The sequence below is a fragment of the Halovenus rubra genome (assembly GCF_026586665.1).
In the GTDB taxonomy this organism is placed as follows: Archaea; Halobacteriota; Halobacteria; order Halobacteriales; family Haloarculaceae; genus Halovenus; species Halovenus rubra.
In genome coordinates this window covers 219,412-237,271 of sequence record NZ_JAODIY010000010.1, presented here as the reverse complement: position 1 = coordinate 237,271, position 17,860 = coordinate 219,412, and the positions used below count along the sequence as shown (strand labels likewise).

Annotated in this window: 17 protein-coding genes; 9 read left to right on the top strand and 8 right to left on the bottom strand. The window is 55.0% G+C overall.

Annotated elements, in window-relative coordinates:
* Nucleotides 1-204: 204 nt before the first annotated feature.
* Together N5098_RS10430 and N5098_RS10425 are read left to right on the top strand one after the other, a co-directional pair.
* Nucleotides 205-531, top strand: a complete 327-nt coding sequence (locus N5098_RS10430; RefSeq protein WP_267637805.1) for a hypothetical protein — start codon at nucleotides 205-207, stop codon at nucleotides 529-531.
* Between the two features lie 165 nt (nucleotides 532-696).
* Complete coding sequence (locus tag N5098_RS10425; protein ID WP_267637804.1) at nucleotides 697-2,157, top strand: RtcB family protein; 1,461 nt, start codon at nucleotides 697-699, stop codon at nucleotides 2,155-2,157.
* Between the two features lie 11 nt (nucleotides 2,158-2,168).
* Here N5098_RS10425 and N5098_RS10420 read toward each other — a convergent pair whose 3' ends face one another.
* From N5098_RS10420 to N5098_RS10405, 4 genes are all read right to left on the bottom strand, one after another.
* Nucleotides 2,169-2,699 carry a type IV pilin domain-containing protein gene (locus N5098_RS10420; protein WP_267637803.1) on the bottom strand — a complete coding sequence of 177 codons (531 nt, stop codon included), beginning with the start codon at nucleotides 2,697-2,699 and terminating at the stop codon, nucleotides 2,169-2,171.
* 52 nt (nucleotides 2,700-2,751) lie between these two features.
* The gene (locus tag N5098_RS10415; protein WP_267637802.1) at nucleotides 2,752-2,886 is read right to left on the bottom strand and encodes a hypothetical protein; all 135 of its coding nucleotides are present in this window, start codon (nucleotides 2,884-2,886) and stop codon (nucleotides 2,752-2,754) included.
* Nucleotides 2,887-2,938: 52 nt separating this feature from the next.
* The gene (locus N5098_RS10410) at nucleotides 2,939-5,236 is read right to left on the bottom strand and encodes a methyl-accepting chemotaxis protein (protein ID WP_267637801.1); all 2,298 of its coding nucleotides are present in this window, start codon (nucleotides 5,234-5,236) and stop codon (nucleotides 2,939-2,941) included.
* 174 nt (nucleotides 5,237-5,410) lie between these two features.
* Nucleotides 5,411-7,240 (bottom strand): HAMP domain-containing protein, encoded by a 1,830-nt coding sequence (locus tag N5098_RS10405; protein ID WP_267637800.1) that lies wholly within the window; start codon nucleotides 7,238-7,240, stop codon nucleotides 5,411-5,413.
* Nucleotides 7,241-7,393: 153 nt separating this feature from the next.
* On the opposite strand from N5098_RS10405, the gene N5098_RS10400 reads away from it, so the two are divergent.
* The 4 genes from N5098_RS10400 to N5098_RS10385 are packed head-to-tail and all read left to right on the top strand — an operon-like array spanning nucleotide 7,394 to nucleotide 11,538.
* Entirely contained in the window at nucleotides 7,394-8,551 is a 1,158-nt protein-coding gene (locus N5098_RS10400) for a branched-chain amino acid ABC transporter permease (RefSeq protein WP_368408016.1), read from the top strand.
* On the top strand, nucleotides 8,548-9,891 hold the full coding sequence (locus tag N5098_RS10395) for a branched-chain amino acid ABC transporter permease (protein WP_267637798.1): 1,344 nt from the start codon (nucleotides 8,548-8,550) through the stop codon (nucleotides 9,889-9,891). The genes N5098_RS10400 and N5098_RS10395 overlap by 4 nt, the downstream gene beginning before the upstream one ends.
* Nucleotides 9,884-10,705 carry an ABC transporter ATP-binding protein gene (locus N5098_RS10390; protein ID WP_267637797.1) on the top strand — a complete coding sequence of 274 codons (822 nt, stop codon included), beginning with the start codon at nucleotides 9,884-9,886 and terminating at the stop codon, nucleotides 10,703-10,705. Before N5098_RS10395 ends, N5098_RS10390 begins: the two co-directional genes overlap by 8 nt.
* Nucleotides 10,702-11,538: an ABC transporter ATP-binding protein gene (locus tag N5098_RS10385; RefSeq protein ID WP_267637796.1), complete on the top strand. Its 837-nt coding sequence runs from the start codon at nucleotides 10,702-10,704 to the stop codon at nucleotides 11,536-11,538. The genes N5098_RS10390 and N5098_RS10385 overlap by 4 nt, the downstream gene beginning before the upstream one ends.
* A gap of 161 nt (nucleotides 11,539-11,699) precedes the next feature.
* On the opposite strand, the gene N5098_RS10380 is transcribed toward N5098_RS10385, so the two are convergent.
* A complete protein-coding gene (locus N5098_RS10380; RefSeq protein WP_267637795.1) occupies nucleotides 11,700-13,061 on the bottom strand; it encodes an ABC transporter substrate-binding protein in 1,362 nt (453 codons plus the stop codon).
* 290 nt (nucleotides 13,062-13,351) lie between these two features.
* A complete protein-coding gene (locus N5098_RS17695; RefSeq protein ID WP_438267330.1) occupies nucleotides 13,352-13,471 on the bottom strand; it encodes a DUF7859 family protein in 120 nt (39 codons plus the stop codon).
* Between the two features lie 216 nt (nucleotides 13,472-13,687).
* Here N5098_RS17695 and N5098_RS10375 point away from each other — a divergent pair, with 216 nt between their 5' ends.
* A complete protein-coding gene (locus tag N5098_RS10375) occupies nucleotides 13,688-14,788 on the top strand; it encodes a tRNA (guanine(26)-N(2))-dimethyltransferase (protein ID WP_267637794.1) in 1,101 nt (366 codons plus the stop codon).
* A gap of 18 nt (nucleotides 14,789-14,806) precedes the next feature.
* Here N5098_RS10375 and N5098_RS10370 read toward each other — a convergent pair whose 3' ends face one another.
* Nucleotides 14,807-15,205, bottom strand: coding sequence for a hypothetical protein (locus tag N5098_RS10370; protein WP_267637793.1), 399 nt, complete (start codon nucleotides 15,203-15,205; stop codon nucleotides 14,807-14,809).
* Nucleotides 15,206-15,328: 123 nt separating this feature from the next.
* Between N5098_RS10370 and N5098_RS10365 the strand changes: the two genes are divergently transcribed.
* A complete protein-coding gene (locus N5098_RS10365) occupies nucleotides 15,329-15,793 on the top strand; it encodes a ribonuclease BN (RefSeq protein WP_267637792.1) in 465 nt (154 codons plus the stop codon).
* Nucleotides 15,794-15,806: 13 nt separating this feature from the next.
* Here N5098_RS10365 and glnA read toward each other — a convergent pair whose 3' ends face one another.
* Nucleotides 15,807-17,162: a type I glutamate--ammonia ligase gene (gene glnA / locus N5098_RS10360; protein WP_267637791.1), complete on the bottom strand. Its 1,356-nt coding sequence runs from the start codon at nucleotides 17,160-17,162 to the stop codon at nucleotides 15,807-15,809.
* 125 nt (nucleotides 17,163-17,287) lie between these two features.
* Between glnA and lrp the strand changes: the two genes are divergently transcribed.
* Nucleotides 17,288-17,743, top strand: a complete 456-nt coding sequence (gene lrp, locus N5098_RS10355) for an HTH-type transcriptional regulator Lrp (RefSeq protein ID WP_267637790.1) — start codon at nucleotides 17,288-17,290, stop codon at nucleotides 17,741-17,743.
* The last annotated feature ends 117 nt before the right edge of the window (nucleotides 17,744-17,860 follow it).

Here is a 17,860-nt window from a genome sequence, read left to right as displayed (position 1 = left end):
GCCGATATCCAAGTTAGCCTCCAAGTTCAGATCGAGCACCTCGGAACGTAAGCCCGTGATAAAAGAGACTCACTCGCTGGCACAACCCTCCTGACCAAAGTGTCCCGTTCTCCACCGTGTGTTGTGATTGCTAGGGGTATTTTAACAGTAAACAGTTGACACGGAATGAGTGTACTTTTAGTTGTGGACACCGAGTGCCCTGGTATGGGTGCACATGGAGCGCACAACAGTGAGCAAAGTGAATCTCGTGTTCCAGATGCTGTTCCGTTCGAACTTACGGGCTATACGCGAGTGAGTTGGGAACTCGGCACGCGCGTCGTCGACAATGACAACGAAACCGTTTTTCATAGTAGCTGGTCACACACGAGCAGTAGCTGGGACCTCGACATCTACGAGGCGACGAGCAACACGGTGCTTCTCTGCCTCCGTACGCCTGTGGAACGAGAACGATACTACAGCACGACACAAATTGAGTGTGAATCCGCCCTCTCTAGTCTTGTGTCGAATCCGTACTGGCAACAGGCGGACTGACACGGACCGTTATGATGTTGTCACCCCAACCCGCTATCTCCATAGCTCACTAATTGTGCTCACGGGACCTCACACCAAGGCAACCCTCTCGACTGTAGCCGCTCTTTGACTAGCTCTCAGTTGTGCACGAAAGCATTCTTGAGCGTCCGCGGCGCATACTGTCACATGACCACGAAAACGATCGAAATTGGCGAATTTACACTCAAACGGGTTCAAGAGTACGTCTGGGAGATGCCACAGGAGGGAGATATGCGCGTCCCGGCACGTGTCCTCGCAAGCGAGGAACTCCTTTCAGAAATCAAAGAGGACAAAACGCTCACACAGCTCCACAACACTACACAGCTCCCGGGAATTCAGGAGTATGCTCTCTGCATGCCCGACGGCCACCAGGGGTACGGGTTCCCTGTTGGTGGTGTCGCTGGTATCGACGCCGAAGACGGGTGTATCAGCCCCGGTGCGGTCGGATATGACATCAACTGTGGCGTGAGAATGGTGAAAACCAATCTACGGTACGAAGACATCCAGGGCACCGAAGAAGACCTGGTAAACGCGCTCTTTGCAAACGTACCGACCGGTCTGGGGGGTGGTGGGGTCGTCAACAACGCACCTGTCGAAGAGATTCTCGAACGCGGTGTCGAGTGGGCCGTCGAGGAAGGGTACGGCGTCGAAACAGACCTCGCTCACTGCGAAGACGAAGGGTTCCGAGCTGAGGCTGACGCCACCGCAGTCTCACAGAAGGCCAAAGATCGCGGGCGCAACCAAGCAGGGAGCCTCGGCAGCGGCAACCACTTTCTCGAAGTCCAGCGCGTCACTGACATTTATGACGACAACGTTGCCGCCGAGTTCGGCCTCTCAAAAGACCAGATTGTCGTCCTCATCCACTGTGGCTCACGGGGTCTTGGCCATCAAGTCTGTACAGACTATCTGCGCGACATCGAACAGACTCACGAGGGGCTACTCAATCAGCTCCCAGACAAAGAACTCGCTGCCGCACCCGCCGGCTCACGGCTCGCCGAGGAGTATTACCGCGCGATGTGTGGGGCAATCAACTTTGCGTGGACGAACCGCCAGCTTATCACCCACCAGACCAGGCAGGTGTTCGAGCGGGTCTTTGACCGTTCCTGGCAGGAAATGGAGATGGAGCTGCTGTACGATGTCTCCCACAATATCGCAAAGAAAGAACTCCACACCATCGACGGGGAACAAAAAGAGCTGTTTGTCCACCGCAAAGGGGCGACGCGCGCATTCCCAGCCGGACGTCCCGAACTACCGCCAGCCTACCGTGACGTGGGCCAGCCGGTCATCATCCCCGGAAGCATGGGCGCTGGAAGCTATATTCTCCGTGGCGGCGAGCAATCGCTCGATGAGACGTTTGGCTCGACTGCCCACGGTGCTGGTCGGCTGATGTCCCGTACGCAGGCGAAAAGCGAATACTGGGGCGAAGACGTGATGGATGATTTACGCGAGCAAAACCAGATATACGTCAAAGCTGAAAGCGGTGCGACCGTCGCTGAGGAGGCTCCGGGCGTCTACAAAGATATCGACGACGTAGTCACAGTCTCTGATACGCTCGGTATCGGTGACAAGGTTGCCCGAACTTATCCCGTCTGTAACATCAAAGGATAGCGACGTATCAGTCAGGACTCGGGCACCTCAACCGGGCCGTCTTCTTCGCCCTCGCCTCCACTCTCGCCTCCGCCGGGTTTGTTCCACGTCCCGAGTACAACTGGCTCGGCACTGTCCTCACCGTCTCCGCTACCCTCACCGTCACTTGGGGGGGTGTAAGTAATTTCGATGAAGTCCTGTGCGCCGACTTTAGAGCCATATGCGTTCTCCTTACTCAGGCGGGTCGGAAGATTGCTCGGTGAGACCATCTCACCGGGCTCTATTTCTTCGATTTCTGCCCACGTCACCTCATTTTCGGGTCCAGTAATCGTGATACTTCCGGCACGTAGCTCTTTCCCACCGTCGTAGAAGATAAGAAGCTGTTGGAGGTCCTTGCTGTGGTCAAACGTAAACTCCGCATTATAGGGGTTTGACCCGGGGCCGTCGTCCGATATCAATGTGACCGTCATCCCGACTGACGCCGTTGCGACGACGGTTATCACCACGAGCGCGAGTACACCTGCGCCCTCGGAGACACCCCGGTTGTCCGTCGAGAATGACATACATATTGCTACTACTCGGCGAACAGATAAATGTGGCTCGGCTGGGTTGTTCTTAGAGGAGGAAGAATAATGCGTAGGGGACGAGGAAGATGAGCGTAGTCATAACAGACAAAATGAGCAGATAGCCGGCTATTGTTCCCACCGCAGTTGCAAACGATGGATGGTCAAGCTGTGCTGGAAGGTTCATACCCACGGTTCCGGGCGGAGCCAAAAAACAGTATCGCTGGGAGTACACTCGGTCAGGTAGTCTCGAATCGGTCGAGCGTCTCAGATAGCTGTGTGGCTTGCTCGGCAAGGTCAGAGACGCTCTCGGAAACTTCACTCATCGATGCGGACTGTTCCTCTGCGGTCGCCGCGGTACTTTCTGCCTGTGTCGTCGTGCTGTTTGCAATCGAAGCGACCTCGTTGACCATCGCCACGACTCGTTCGGTCGTCGTTGCCTGCTGGTCTGTCGCTGCTGAAATTTCCTGAATCCCGTTGTTGGTCTCGGTGGCATAGTTAGCAACCTCCGAGAATGCCTCTGCAGCGTCCTCAACCGACTGCGTGTGCTCGTCGACGTTCTGGCTCGCTGCCTGAACGGCTTGTGCCGACTCTTGTGTCTGTCCCCGGATTGCTTCGAGGCGGTTCTCGACTTCGTCCGCGGCCGCCTTAGCATCCTCTGAGAGCACCTTGACTTCGTTTGCGACCACCGCAAAGCCATCACCACTGTTCCCTGTGCCGCCGCCAGCTCTGGCTGCCTCGATGTTTGCGTTCAGTGCGAGGATGCTCGTCTGGTCGGCAATGTCGGCCATCCTGGCAATCAGGTCGTCGACTTGTTGGACCTGCTCTTCGAGCTGTTCTATCTCCTCAACTGCTCGCTTCGATTCGGTCTGGACGGTATTCATCCCATTGATTGCGGCCTGAGCGGCCTCACGACCGTCGCGACCTGTTTGGGCAGTTTGCTCGGCGACTGATGCGACCTCGTTTGAGGACGCCGCAATTTCCTCGACGGTCGCGGACAAATCGTTCATCTCGTTTGTCACTTGTTGGAGGGCGTCGTTTTGCTCCATGGCCCCGTTTGATATCTCCTGAACCGCTTGACTCACATCCTCGCTGGCGATACGAATCTCCTCGCTCGAGGTGGTGACGCCTTCGCTCGCCGTTTCCACCTCATCTGCGAAGGTCGTTATCTCATCGATGGTTGTCTCGAACTCGTCGAGCATCGCGTTGAAATCGGTTGCAATCGCTGCCATCGCCTCGTTGTCCTTGTCAGTATTCATCCGGACTGTGAGGTCACCGTTTGCGGCTTGCCGCATCACGTTGCTGTACCTGTCTGCCGAGGACTCGATTTGGTCGTTAATTGTCTCTGCCTCCTCGCGGGCAGTAGCGGCCTCTTCGCGGGCATCTTCGGCTTGTTCTTTTGCACTTGTTGCTTCTGATAGGGCGTCTTCAGCTTCCGTAATCCGGCTCTGGAGCGAGTCACGCATGCTGGCGAACCCGTCGTAGAGTTCGCCAATTTCGTCGGTCCGGCTCGTTTCGAGGTCAACCGATAGGTTGCCTTTCTCCATTTCCTTTGCACGGTCGTTAAGCTCTGTAATTGAGGTGGCAATAGACCGACCGCCGACGACGCCGACGACAACTAGCACTCCAAAAGCCAGCACGAGCATGATAATGAAACTCTGGATGACACTGTCTCTGAGCGCAAACGCTTCGCTTTCTGGACTGCTCGTGACAACCGTTAGCTCTGTCTCACCGAGCGTGTTGCTTGCATGTATTTCTCCACCCATCTGTGTGACTGTGACGTTCGAATCCGAGTCGGCAGGTGTGCTGTCCGTGACGACTGATGGGTTGACACTTTCTTCTCCGAAGATAACATCGCCATCTTGGTTTGCAATGATGGTGTTTGACCCTTCGATAGTTTGTCTAAACTTTGGGCCGCCGTCGGCGGGCACCTCTCCGACAAGAAGATGTGTATTGTTAAGGAGTCGCTGTCGTCCAAAGCCAACAACAGTCTCCCCTGTCGGCGACGTATACTGGTATGGTGTGGTAAACTCGCGTGACTCACTAACAAGAGATTCGTTGATTCGGTCGAACATATTCTCGCCGACTGCCTCCTCAGCAGAACTTGCAAGAACGTCACCACTTTCGGTATCGACAAGATGTAGCTGCTCGAAGCTATCGAGATTGTCGCGTCCCCGTACCAGTAGGTCACTTTGTACCCGTTCGTTATTGATATCTAATCCTTCATCGCCCGCGATAGACTGCAAATCATCAAAGCGGTTACCCTCCCAGGCCGTGTAGATATCCGAATGCAGACCGGCGGTTTCCTCGACCTGTGTTGTCACTTGTGTATCGAGTTCGCTCTCAATTCCACTCTCGAAATATACGGCGATTCCGCCGATAAGAAGGACGATAAGAAGAATACCGACAATGAACTTCACCAACAAATTGTCTGTTATCACAGCCGGAACAACACTTTTCGCTCCGTCCAACCGTTGCGTGATACTATCGGTTGTCTTCTCGTCAGTTTGCCCCTTGGCCGATTCACTCTGGGTCATGTGTTGTATGATATTTACCCCCAAACTTTAATTTGGGCGTACTATATTCATAATCGATATTTCCAGCGAACAATTGAGGTCGTTCTCGGCCGTTTCACCGCGCTGGATGTGGCTGAGCGGACCATCCGAAAACAAATACCCGTAAAAAAGCTGGGACAAACCCAGACGACTGTGTTATTCTTCGTCCGGTGAGCGTGAGGTTGGACTCTGAGCGCCGCCGGTCGGCCCAACCGAGAAGACAAACTCGTGTTCGGCTTCGGTTTCGAAGCGCCCAAGGATGTCTCGGAGTGGCTGTGCGTACTGCTGGAGGTCGTTTGCCCGTTTGGAGACTTCGTTAAGCTCTGCGGCCTGTTCCTCAGCAGCACCGGCGACATCTTCAGCTTCGGCCATCGTCTCCTCACTCAACTCCGCAATCTCGTTGATATTGCTCGCCATCGTTTGGAGATTTGCGAGTGGCTCTTGGATGTCGACACCTTCGACGGTTGCCATAGATTCGAGTTCTGTCGTCACCTTATCCATTGTTTCCGAGACTGCCTGCAGACGTTCTTTTTGATTGTAGGCATCGTCGGAGATCTTCTGAATCGAGTCCGCCACCTGTTCGCTGGCGTCGCGCACAGTCTGGGCACTTTGCTCGACTTCAGCGCCAGCCTCCTCAACCTCATTGACGTAGCTTTTGAGTTGGCCTGTTGTCTTCTCTAACTCCTCAATCATGTCGTTGAACTCCGTTGCGATGGTATCCATCGACTCCTCTTCGCCGTCGGGAGTCATCCGCTGGGTCATATCACCCATTCCCACCTGTCGCATAATTTCGGAATACTCCTCAGTGCGCTCTTGGAGGTACGACGCTAGCTCTTCGGCTTCTGCCCGTGCGACCTCTGCTTCTTTTCGGGCCGTTTCGGCCTCGTCACGTGCGTCTTCTGTTTCGCTGATGCGTTCTTGGAGTGAGTCACGCATGCTAGCGAACCCGGCGTAGAGTTCGCCGATTTCGTCTCTCCGACTTGTTTCAAGATCGACAGACAAATCTCCTTCTCCCATCTCTTTTGCACGGTCGTTGAGTTTCGTAATTGAGCTAGCGATTGAGCGGCCACCGATGACGGTACTGATAATCAAGACGCCAAACACTAACACAAGCATGATGACGAAACTCCGGAGAACACTATCCCTGAGTGCGAACGCTTCACTCTCTGGACTGCTCGTGACGACGGTAAGCCCGCGCTCGCCAAACGTCGTACTTGCATGAATTTCGCCATCGTTCCGTGTGACGGTGATGCTTAATCCTTCCCCGACGACTGCCGGGTCGACGCCACTCTCTCCGAAGACAACATCACCCTCTTGGTTTGCAATAACGGTGTTTGATCCCTCGATAGTCTGTCTGAAGTTGGGGCCGCCCGTAGCCGGCACTTCGCCGAGTAGCACGTGCGTATCGTCAAGAAGTCGCTGTCGTCCGAAGCCGACGACAGTCTCTCCTGTTAGCGATGTGTACTGATACGGTGTGGTAAACGCGCCTGATTCGCCGATGAAACTCTCGTCAACCATCTCGAACATATTCTCACCGACTGCTTCCTCGGCAGAACTTGCAATCACCTCGCCACTCTCGGTATCGACAAGATGCAACTGTTGGAAACTATCCAGGTTATTTCGAGCCCGTGTGAGTCGGTCGCTCCGAGGGCGTTCGGCGCTCTGGTCGAGCACCTCCTCACCTGCAATTGATCTCAGCTCGTCGAATCGATTGCCTTCCCAAGCTGTATAAATATCCGAGTGCAGGCCGGCGGTCTCTTCGACCTGTGTCTTGACCTGTGAATCGAGCTCGTCAGCAATCCCACTCTGGAAGTAGAACGCAATACCCCCTGCCAAAAGCACGATGAGTAAGATCCCGACAACCAGCTTTACTATGAGATTACTAGCTACTACAGATGGAACAATTCTCCGCGCCCCAGATTGAGACATATTAGCATCCGCGCTTGCCTCTGGACTTTCTGGGTCCGTTGCTGCACTTTCACCCATGATATGCTCTGTTTTCTGGATGTCACTTTAATCTATGTACTTCTTCGAAAACTGTCACACTATTATTTAGGATAATATGTGTGAACATGAGACATGATATACTCACTCAACAACGTGAACTATTTACAGGATGAACATGATTTAGCAAACAGCATGGCAAGCTCTCAGTGGCTTCCAGGGGAATCTGAGAACCCAGTGATAAATGCAATCCGCGGGCGGGTCTTACTACTACTCGCTCTCGGTGTGTTCGTAACGTTAATCATCGACCTTATTGCCGGCTTGGCGGGGGTCGAACTGCTTGAAGTCGGTGGTCGAACACTCGGCGGCGATATTGCACTGGACACACTCATAGATCGGCTGCGGACCGGGTTGATTGTCGGTCTGATCTTTGGTCTCGCAGGTATCGGTCTTTCAATGACGTATAGCATACTCAACTTCGCGAACTTTTCACACGGTGACCTATTCACCACAGGGGCATTCACCGGGTGGGGCGTTGCACTGTTAATCGCTGGTTGGGGGGCTGGCGACGCAGGCTACCTGTTGCTGGCACGCTCGGGAACAGGACCGAATCCAAACGAGATAGGGGCATCAATCGTGGCATCACCGCTGGCAATCCTCATTGGTGTCGTCGTTTCGGCAGTCGTGACGGTCGCTGTCGCGTTGCTTGCCGACCGCTTCGTTTATCGACCGATGCGGGACCGTGAGGGAATCTCACTGCTTATTGCCTCTATCGGTGTCGCGCTTGCACTCCGTTCTTTCATCCAGTTCGTATATGGTCCACAGACACGTGGTGTGACCGCAATCGAGGGTGTTCAAGAAAAGAACTTCCTTGGGACTGGCATGTCGGTTGACCTCCACCAGCTCACGCTGTTGGTCGTTTCGCTGGCACTGATGATTGGGATGCACCTGTTGCTCCAACGAACGAAACTAGGGAAAGCAATGCGCGCGATGGCCGACAACAAAGACCTTGCACTGGTCACCGGTATCCCGACAGAGCGGATCGTCCGTGCAACGTGGATTCTCGGTGCCGGTCTCGCTGGCGTCGCCGGCTTCCTGTACGTCCTTGAGCGTGGAACGATGAACTTCAACGTCGGTTGGTTCCTCCTGCTTTTCATCTTCGCGGGAGTCATTCTCGGTGGTATCGGGTCGATTTACGGGGCAATTGCTGGCGGACTCGTCATCGGTATGGTTCAGGAGGTCTCATTGATCTGGATCTCTTCGGACTTTAACGCTGCTGCCGCGTTCGCCATCATGATTCTCGTTCTACTGTACCGTCCAGAGGGTATCTTCGGGGGGGTGACAACTGCATGACAGCCAGTGAAACCGGCTCGGCAACCGCGCGTGCACGGATTTCTGGCTGGGTCAAAAAAACAGACCGTCGTTTCATCGCGTCAACGGTAGCATTTGTTTACGGACTGTTCGCGATACTGATTGTGCTTGAACAGGGGCTTGGGTTGGGGACCGTCAACTCGATTTTCGGTGCTTGGCGGACCATCACGTTCCTCTTTGCCGCGTACGCGCTAATCACGCTGGCGCTGAACCTCCACTGGGGGTACACCGGCATGTTCAACATCGGTATTGCTGGATTCATGGCTGTTGGCATCTACACGATGGGGATGTTGAGCACATCTCCGGATGCTCTTTCCGGACAGGGACTTGGGTTGCCACTCCCTATTGGCATTCTCGGGGGAATGATTGCTGCGGCACTTGTCGGGCTACTTGCCGCGATTCCTGCACTCCGGGTGAGCTCGGACTACTTTGCGATTGTCACGCTCGGTCTTTCCGAGATTATCCGGCTCGCTGCAGGCTCCCGGACGCTCTCGAAATGGACGACCAACACGTTCGGGTTCGGTACCGGCGGCGGCAGTGGCATGGACTTGCCCGGACGACCAACGGATTCCATCCTTGATACCTCAATTGGCGAATCATTCGCCGAGTTGTTCGTCATCGATCCCGGTAGAATCGACTTGTTACTGTTTGAAATCGGCGGCGAAGAAGTAACACTGGTCAGCTCGTCGATACTCAGCGACTTTCTTTGGTCGTTGATCATGCTGCTGGTTATGGCAGGGGTGTACTGGCTGGTTCGGCGCATCGGTTACTCGCCGTTTGGACGAGTACTCAAGGCAATCCGTGAAGATGAACTCGTCGCCCAGTCGCTTGGCAAGGACACCCGGCGGTTCAAAATCAAGGTGTTCATGGTTGGCTGTGCGTTGATGGGCCTTGCCGGCATTCTCTGGCAGGGGAGCCAAGGGTTTGCGAATCCAAACTCTTTCCGGCCGGTCATCACGTTCTACGCGTTTATCGCACTGATTATCGGTGGGTCGGGATCAAACACTGGCAGCGTCGTCGGCTCGCTTCTGTTCGTGGGGCTGCTGTTTGAAGGGCCACGCCAAGTTGGTGCGATTATCAGCGCACGGTTCAACCTTGGTAATGCGCCCGGTACCTTCGACGGGGCCATCGCGCCACTGGCAGACTTCTCGTTCCAGCCGTTCCTCGCGTACGCCATTGATAACATCGCACCACTCCAGTTCGTGTTGCTCGGAGTTGTGTTGATTGTCATCATTCAGAAACGGCCAAACGGCATGTTCGGTGACCGGACCGAAACCGCCGCTGCAGTCAACCTCGGCAAACAGGAGGGCAACGATGAGTGAAACTGTAGAAACAACGACAGATACGGAGACAACCACCGTCGATCAGGATGCACCGCTTCGGGTGGAGAACCTCGAAAAACGTTTCGGCGGTATCGTCGCGGTCGACGACACAAGCTTCGACGTACAACGTGGGACGATTACCGGACTTATCGGGCCAAACGGTGCCGGCAAGTCGACGACGTTCAACTGTATCACCGGTGCACTCAATCCGACAGGTGGAGAGGTTTACTTCCAGGGCGAGAAGGTTACCGGAATGCGGCCCGAACAGATTGCGAACCGCGGCATGGTCCGAACGTTCCAGATTGCGCGTGCGTTATCGGAGATGACCGTGCTTGAGAATTTGATGCTCGCACCGAAAGCACAGAGCGGCGAGACACTGTGGCGCTCTGTTATGCCGGGTGCACGAAGTGGTGTCGTCGAGCAAGAATACGAGGTGCGCGAGCGTGTCTGGGAGACACTCGAATTCTTCGAAATTGACCATCTCGCTTACGAGGAGGCTGGAAACCTGTCTGGCGGGCAACAAAAACTCCTTGAGATGTCACGAGCGATGATGACCGAGCCAGAGATGCTGTTGCTCGACGAGCCGATGGCCGGTGTCAACCCGACGCTGGAAGAAAAACTTCTCGACCGGATTCATTCTCTCCGTGAAGATGGCTATACGTTCTTGCTGGTCGAGCATGACATGGACATCATTATGGAGAACTGTGAGCGAGTGCTCGTCATGCACCAAGGGAAGTTACTCGCTGATGGTGACCCAGAAGATATCAGATCGAACGATCAGGTTATTGAAGCGTACCTGGGTGAAGATATATGAGCGAACAGGATACCACCGAGTCACCGACTGAAGCGGCGTCGACAATCGAAGATACAAACGAGACGGCCACAACCGACACTGGTGAAGACGTATCAGCAAAGACGGACCCAATTGCGGCCGCGCCCGAGGAGTCGATTCTCGAAGTACGAGATCTTGATGCGGGGTACGGCGACCTCCAGATTCTCGAAGACGTTGATCTCAATGTCGGCGGCGGTGAGTACGTCACAATTGTCGGACCCAACGGGGCGGGCAAGTCGACGGTAATGAAATCTGTGTTCGGCCTCACGACGTACATGGGCGGCACGGTCATCTTCGACGGCGAAGATATTCATGGACTTCGGCCCGAAGACATTATCTACAAGGGCATCAGTTACGTCCCACAGAATGATAACGTCTTTCCGAACCTCTCGGTTCAAGAGAACCTTGAGATGGGTGCGTACATCCTTGACGAGGTTCCCCCAGAGCGGCTTCAGGATGTCTATGACCGGTTCCCAATTCTCGAAGACCGAAAATCACAGAACGCAGGTTCGATGTCCGGCGGGCAGCGACAGATGGTTGCGATGGGCCGGGCTCTTATGCTTGACCCCGACCTGCTGTTGCTTGACGAGCCTTCTGCCGGGCTCGCCCCGGACCTTGTCGACGAGATGTTTGACCGCATCGACCGCATCAACGACGACGGGACAGCGATACTGATGGTCGAGCAAAACGCCAAGGAGGCGTTACGACGGTGTGACCGAGGGTACGTGCTCGCACAGGGACAAAACGGCTACGTCGATACCGGTGACCGACTTCTCGCCGACGAAGAAGTCCGCCAGCAGTTCCTCGGCGGATAACCGGATCGTACGCCCCCTCAACTCTTTTATCAACACGTAGACGCGAACACGCCTGCAGGCGAACGAACCAGACGGAGTAACACAACTGTGAAACCAAAACCAAGCTAGCTTTGCCACTGTGAGTCACTCCAGCGCGAAAAAAAGCGAGTCGTTAGTAGTGCTTAGCTGAAGTCGATTGTCCGCTGCACTTGGGCCTCTCCCTCCATATACCGGAGGACATCGTAGGAGACTGCCTGCATGTCACCGGTATCGTTGAAGTCGACTGCCGATGAGGCACCGGTGTACTGTATCTCGTCGCCGGCGGCAGCCATCTCGAGTCCCTCGGCGAGGTTGCTCGCAGTGACTTCCGTTCCCGGTGGGTTAGCAACATTGCGCATGTTGTCCCGGATTGCAGTGCCATCGTTCTCGCCGGCACGTGCATTCGCGAGGACAACACACGCGGCGGCGTCGTAGGCGTGAGCGTTGAAGACGCCGGGCTCACGTCCCCACTCCTCTTGGTACAGTTCGGCAAATCGGTCTGCACCGGGACCACCGGCTGCCGGTGCGGTTCCCCAGACGTTGTTCATCGAGTTACCGACTTCACCGGGAAGCGTATCGTCGATAAGTCCGTCAGGGACGATAATCGGGAAGTCCTCGCTGTAGCTGTTGTAGTAGTCACGGAACAGCTGGATACCCGACTGCGGGAAGCCGACAATCCACAAGAAGTCAGGGTCGGCACTCATCGCGGTATTGAGCTGTGATGAGTACGAGGGCTGCTCAGGCTCGAAGGACACCTGTTCGAGCACCTCGCCACCTTGCTCGTTTTCGAAGGCATCGACAAAGGCGCTTTCGAGGGCCTGCCCGTAATTGTCATTAAGGAACATCGTCGAAACCGTACTGGCGTCGAACTCCTCAACTGCAACCTGTGCGATGACCGGTCCCTGCAGTGCATCCGACGGTGCCGTTCTGAAGATGTAATCATTGTCGTCGAGCTGGCTCACTGACGGTGCCGTTGAGGACGGCGAGATACCGACAACCTCGTTCGGAATGAACGATTGGCGTGTCACCTGCAGGTTGACGTTCGATGATGCCGAGCCGACCACTGCCGGATAGCCCCCATCGACCAGCGAATTGGCCTCGCTGATACCTGCTTGTGGGTCAGTCTGCGTGTCGGCGGATTTGACATCAAATGTGAACTCTGTCTGCCCCTCCAGTTGGCGGCCCACGAGTCTGGCACCGTCGCCGATAGGTCCACCAAGTGAGCCGAGGTCACCAGTTTCCGGCATCAACACACCGTACCTAATCTCACGACCGCCACCACCATCACCGCCATCACTGCCGCCATCACTGCCACCATCACTGCCACCATCACTGCCACCATCACTGCCACCATCACTGCCGCCATCACTGTCTCCATCACCGCCGTCACTGTCTCCATCACCGCCATCATCGCCATCGCCACCGGAACAGCCAGCAAGTGCTGCAGTGGCCCCTGATGCCCCGAGAAGTTTGAGAAGTTTGCGTCTATCTATTTTGTCACTCATGGTGTGTTGATACATACCGAGCGCATAGTATAAATAACCTACCACTTCCGGCAATAAACCACGTCTATCTATCGGCCCAATGCGTAAGTACAAAACAGTACAGTGGCGCTATCCAGAGAGCCACCTCAAATCCTGTAACAGATATCATGAAGGAGCTGACATAGCCAACTGTCCTGCGGAGAAATATCCCATATCGACGATTACAGCCGCTATAGCAAGCAATACCGACAGCAGTTTGTCGGCGCAGTAACCACACGAAAGAAGAGAGTGTCAGATATCCCGTGACTGCGTTATCGACCGCCTTCCATTCCTTCTTTGAACCCCTGTGCACTCCGGCGAAGCAACAAAAACACGAAGAAAATAAATCCCAAAATAAGTGCCAGGACCGAAACGACAATAGCTGTGTTCATATATGGACATTTACTGGCACGTCAATAGAGTTTTCGACCGCTTACTCTCGCTCGTTTATATACAAGCAGCTAGCCGGCGTCCGTCTGATCTGATGAGCAGCCACAGGGCGGGTTGAACGCCCGATAGGTCGCCCCGAAGACACCGACTCGTGTCGGTTGTTCACTCGCTGACCTGAAAACCACACCCCTTTTCGGCGTTGCCACCATCGTGAGCGTATGAACGTCCGGGAAGGCGCAGTTGATCTCGTCGTCCCCGAACAGGGTGAAGGTGCCGGCGACGAGGTATTTTTCAATCCGGTTCAGGAACTCAACCGGGATCTCACTGTCGCCGTTATGCGTGCATATCGTGACCGTGAACCGCGTGTAGAGACATACCTCGATGCAATGACCGCAAGTGGCGTCCGTGGTGTCCGTGCCGCTGCTGATGGCTGGGATGTAACCTGCTGTGATGTCGATGCTGACGCCATCGACCTTTGTCAGGAAAATCTCACTCGCAACGACCTCGATGGCGACGTTCGCCAGCGGGATGTCAATGCTTTGTTACACGACGACTACTTCGATGTTGTGGACCTCGACCCGTTCGGGACGCCAATTCCGTTCGCTGACGCCGCGTTTCAGGGTACGCGGAATCTCCTATGTGTCACCGCGACGGACACCGCTCCGCTGTGTGGGGCACATTTTGAGAGCGGCGTCCGGAGCTACAGTACCATTCCGCGTAACACCGAGTACCACGCCGAGATGGGCGTCCGTGTGTTGCTGTCGGCACTCATTAGGACCGGGGCGCGTTACGATATCGCCCCGCGACCGCTCGTGACTCACGCGACGAATCACTACGTCCGTACCTATCTCGAACTCGACCGTGGCGCGACCGTCGCAAACAAGGCTGTCGACGAGTTGGGGTATATTTATCACTGTGAGCACTGCCTGTACCGCGAGAATGAAGCCGGGCTCATTGCCGACGCACCATCGTCGTGTCCGAACTGCGACCACGGAATCGAGACGGCAGGACCAGTCTTCCTCGGCTCAACCTGTAACCCCGAGTTTGTGTCCACAGTAGCTGACTCTGTGACTGAAGAGATGGGGACAGCCGACAAGGCAACCGACTTGCTGGAGACGCTGGGTGCTGAACTGTCGGTGCCAACACACTACGACCAACACCGGCTCTGTAAACGGTGGACTCGGTCGGCACCAGCGATGGACGACTTCCTCGACAAACTCAGCGAAGCCGGCCACGATGTTTCCCGAACACACTACGGTGGGACGACATTCAAGACGACCGCAACCGTCGACGAGATACGCGCGGCGACCGCCGAGTAACCATCCCACCAGTCCCAGTCAGACTCTCTTTAGTGTCCGACGCAGGCCGACTACGAGCGTGTAGGCGATGGCATAGACAGGCGTCAGAAAGTAGTTCAACATTGCGACAAAGCCAGAAACACCGCCCAATGTCTGTAACTCGACTGCTGTGGCAGTGGGAAATGCAACGAGAAAGACAGTCGTGAGTGCGCCGGCAACCCAGAAATCGGACGCGTACTGGCCAAGGTTGTAGCTGGCGACTGTCGGGACAGCAGACAGACTGTCACGAACGATAAACAGGGCTATGCTGGCAACACCAAAACTGACAGTCAACAGGAGTGACGCGCCGATACCGACAAGACTTGGCGCGATGAGGAACGCACTGGTCACCAGTAGGACGGCGGTTATCCGTCGTATTGCTACTCGATGCCGGTCCATATACGTTCGTACTCGTGGAGTGTTTAAGCACTTTTGTCTGGACTCTCAGTACCGGACCAAGCGTGGACAGAAGACCGGCAACTACAACAGGTATCGCGTTAACAGCTTACACAACGAGCGACTATGGGTGAAGCTGATGGGCCGACAGACGATGACATGACAAAGAGGGATAGCAACCGGCAGCCGGCAGAGAGCGATGAACCAACGAGTCAAGCACAGCGCGAACGCCAGAGAGTCACGCGTGAGGAGCTACGTGACATGGAGCAGCGACTCGACGACTTCGAGTCAGATATCAATGAGCGAACGGTCCACCGTGATGAGCTTGAACACGACCTCAAGCAGTATATTCGGACCCGCCTTCGACGCGGCCACGCCACTGGCTGGGGGCCATATCTTGTCTTGCTTTATGGAACTGTAATGACTGTTAGTGCGTTCTATTTCCTTGCCGGTGGCTGGGCAATTCTCGCGATGTTCGTCATCTGGCTGTCGACGCTTGGCTTGTATACGCTAATGGTGTTGGTTGGCGTGACAGTAAAGGCAGTCCACACACCGGGACGAATACTGGATAAGGTACGGAGTCTTCGATAAACGAAAGACGCAGTTAGAACGTTTCGAGATACCGGTCGATTTCCCACTGCGAGACGTCGACGAGGTAATCCTGGAACTCCTGACGTTTCGCTTCGACGAACTTCTCGGAAGTGTGTGGGCCAAGCGCGTCCATGACAACTTCGTCAGCTTCGAGCGCGTCGACGGCTTCGCCGAGGTTCGCAGGAAGGGTTTCGATGCCATACTCCTCGCGTTTTTCCTCGTCGAACTCGTAGATGTTTTCGCGGACTGGGTCGGGACAGTCGAGATCGTTCTCGATGCCGTCGAGACCCGCCTGAATCATCGCTGCTAGCGCGAGGTATGGGTTGCCCGACGGGTCCGGCGAACGGAGTTCGATGCGTGAGGCGGCTGGGACACGCGCCGCAGGCTTCCGAACCAGTGCCGAGCGGTTGACATCACTCCAAGCGATGTAGACGGGAGCTTCGTATCCGGGAACAAGGCGTTTATACGAATTTACCGTTGGGTTACAGACCGCCGTGAGCGCCGGCGCGTGTTCGAGGATGCCTGCAAGGAACTTCTTTGCAATCGCGCTGAGATTGAACTCGTCGTCGTCATCGTGGAACACGTTTTCACCGTCCTCGGTGAAAAGCGAGAGGTGAGTATGCATCCCGGAGCCGTTGATGCGCGGAATCGGCTTTGGCATGAACGTTGCGTGCAGGTCGTGTTGAGCCGCAAGCGCACGGACAGCGACACGGAACGTAGCAATGTTGTCAGCCGTTGTCAGCGCGTCTTCGTACTTGAAGTCAATCTCGTGTTGGCCTTCAGCAACCTCGTGGTGGCTCGCTTCAACCTCGAATCCCATCTCGTCAAGCCCGTAGACGATGTCGCTCCGGACGTCCTGAGCGAGGTCTTTGGGGGCCATATCGAAGTAACCTCCCCTGTCGTGGGTTTCGGTTGTTGCGGTACCGTCTTCATCTTCCTGGAAAAGGAAGAACTCCGGCTCTGGACCCGCGTTAATTTTATAGCCCATCTCGTGAGCACGGTCAATAGCGTTTTTCAAGACCCGCCGTGGGTCCCCCGAGAATGGCTCTCCCGATGTTGTATCGATTACGTCACAGATGAGCCGCGCGCTCGTGACACGACCGTTGTTCCGCCATGGAAGGACCGCAAACGTACTTGGGTCCGGTTCGAGGCGCATGTCTGACTCCTGAATCCGGACGAAGCCGTCGATGGACGAGCCATCGAAGTAGATTCCCTCGGCGAACGCTTTCTCGGCCTGATCGGCCGGAACCGAGACGTTCTTGACTGTCCCCAGAATGTCGGTGAACTGCAACCGCAGGAAATCTACGTCCTCTTCGTCGATGCGGTCGAGTACCGTCTCCGCCTCCCTTGATAGGTTTTCGCTTGTCATCTTTCAACACGTGTTTCAGCGTGCTACTACTACAAAAACCCTCTCATCTTTAGCAATCCTTGCATGAATCCGTGAGAACTGTATATTCGTAAAATTCTAATGGGTAGCGTTCGTTTTTCTGGTTGATGACGTACGAAAATTTAGACGAGAAATTGGTGAATGAGCTTCTTGGTGATGGACGAGCAAGTCTCCGAAGCCTCGCTGAAGACCTTGACGTGTCAGTCACGACCATTTCGAACCACTTATCGGAACTTGAAGACGAGGGAATCATCCAAGGGTACACGCCGAAAATTGATTATGACGCGGTCGGATACGATGTAACTGCCATCCTCCAACTAAAGGTTGAGGGAAGCTCTCTTGTTGAAGTAACCGAAACCCTCAGTGAGCACCACCAGATGGTCAGCGTCTACGAGACAACCGGTGACCACGATATCATTGCTATTGGAAAGTTCCGTAACACAGACGATATGAACGAGACAATCAAGAACCTGCTTACAGACCCCGAAATTAAAGGGTCCAATACTAGTGTTGTTCTTAACCCCGCCAAGGAACACGAACAGTTCGAACTCGATATCGCCTAAGCCAGTCTCGTTTTTGACGACACTCAACTGCCAACAGCGATAGCTTTCGCTCACAGCAACTCAAAACAGCGTCCAACGCGGACGAAACGAGAACGGAAAAGATTCGGATTTCGTGTC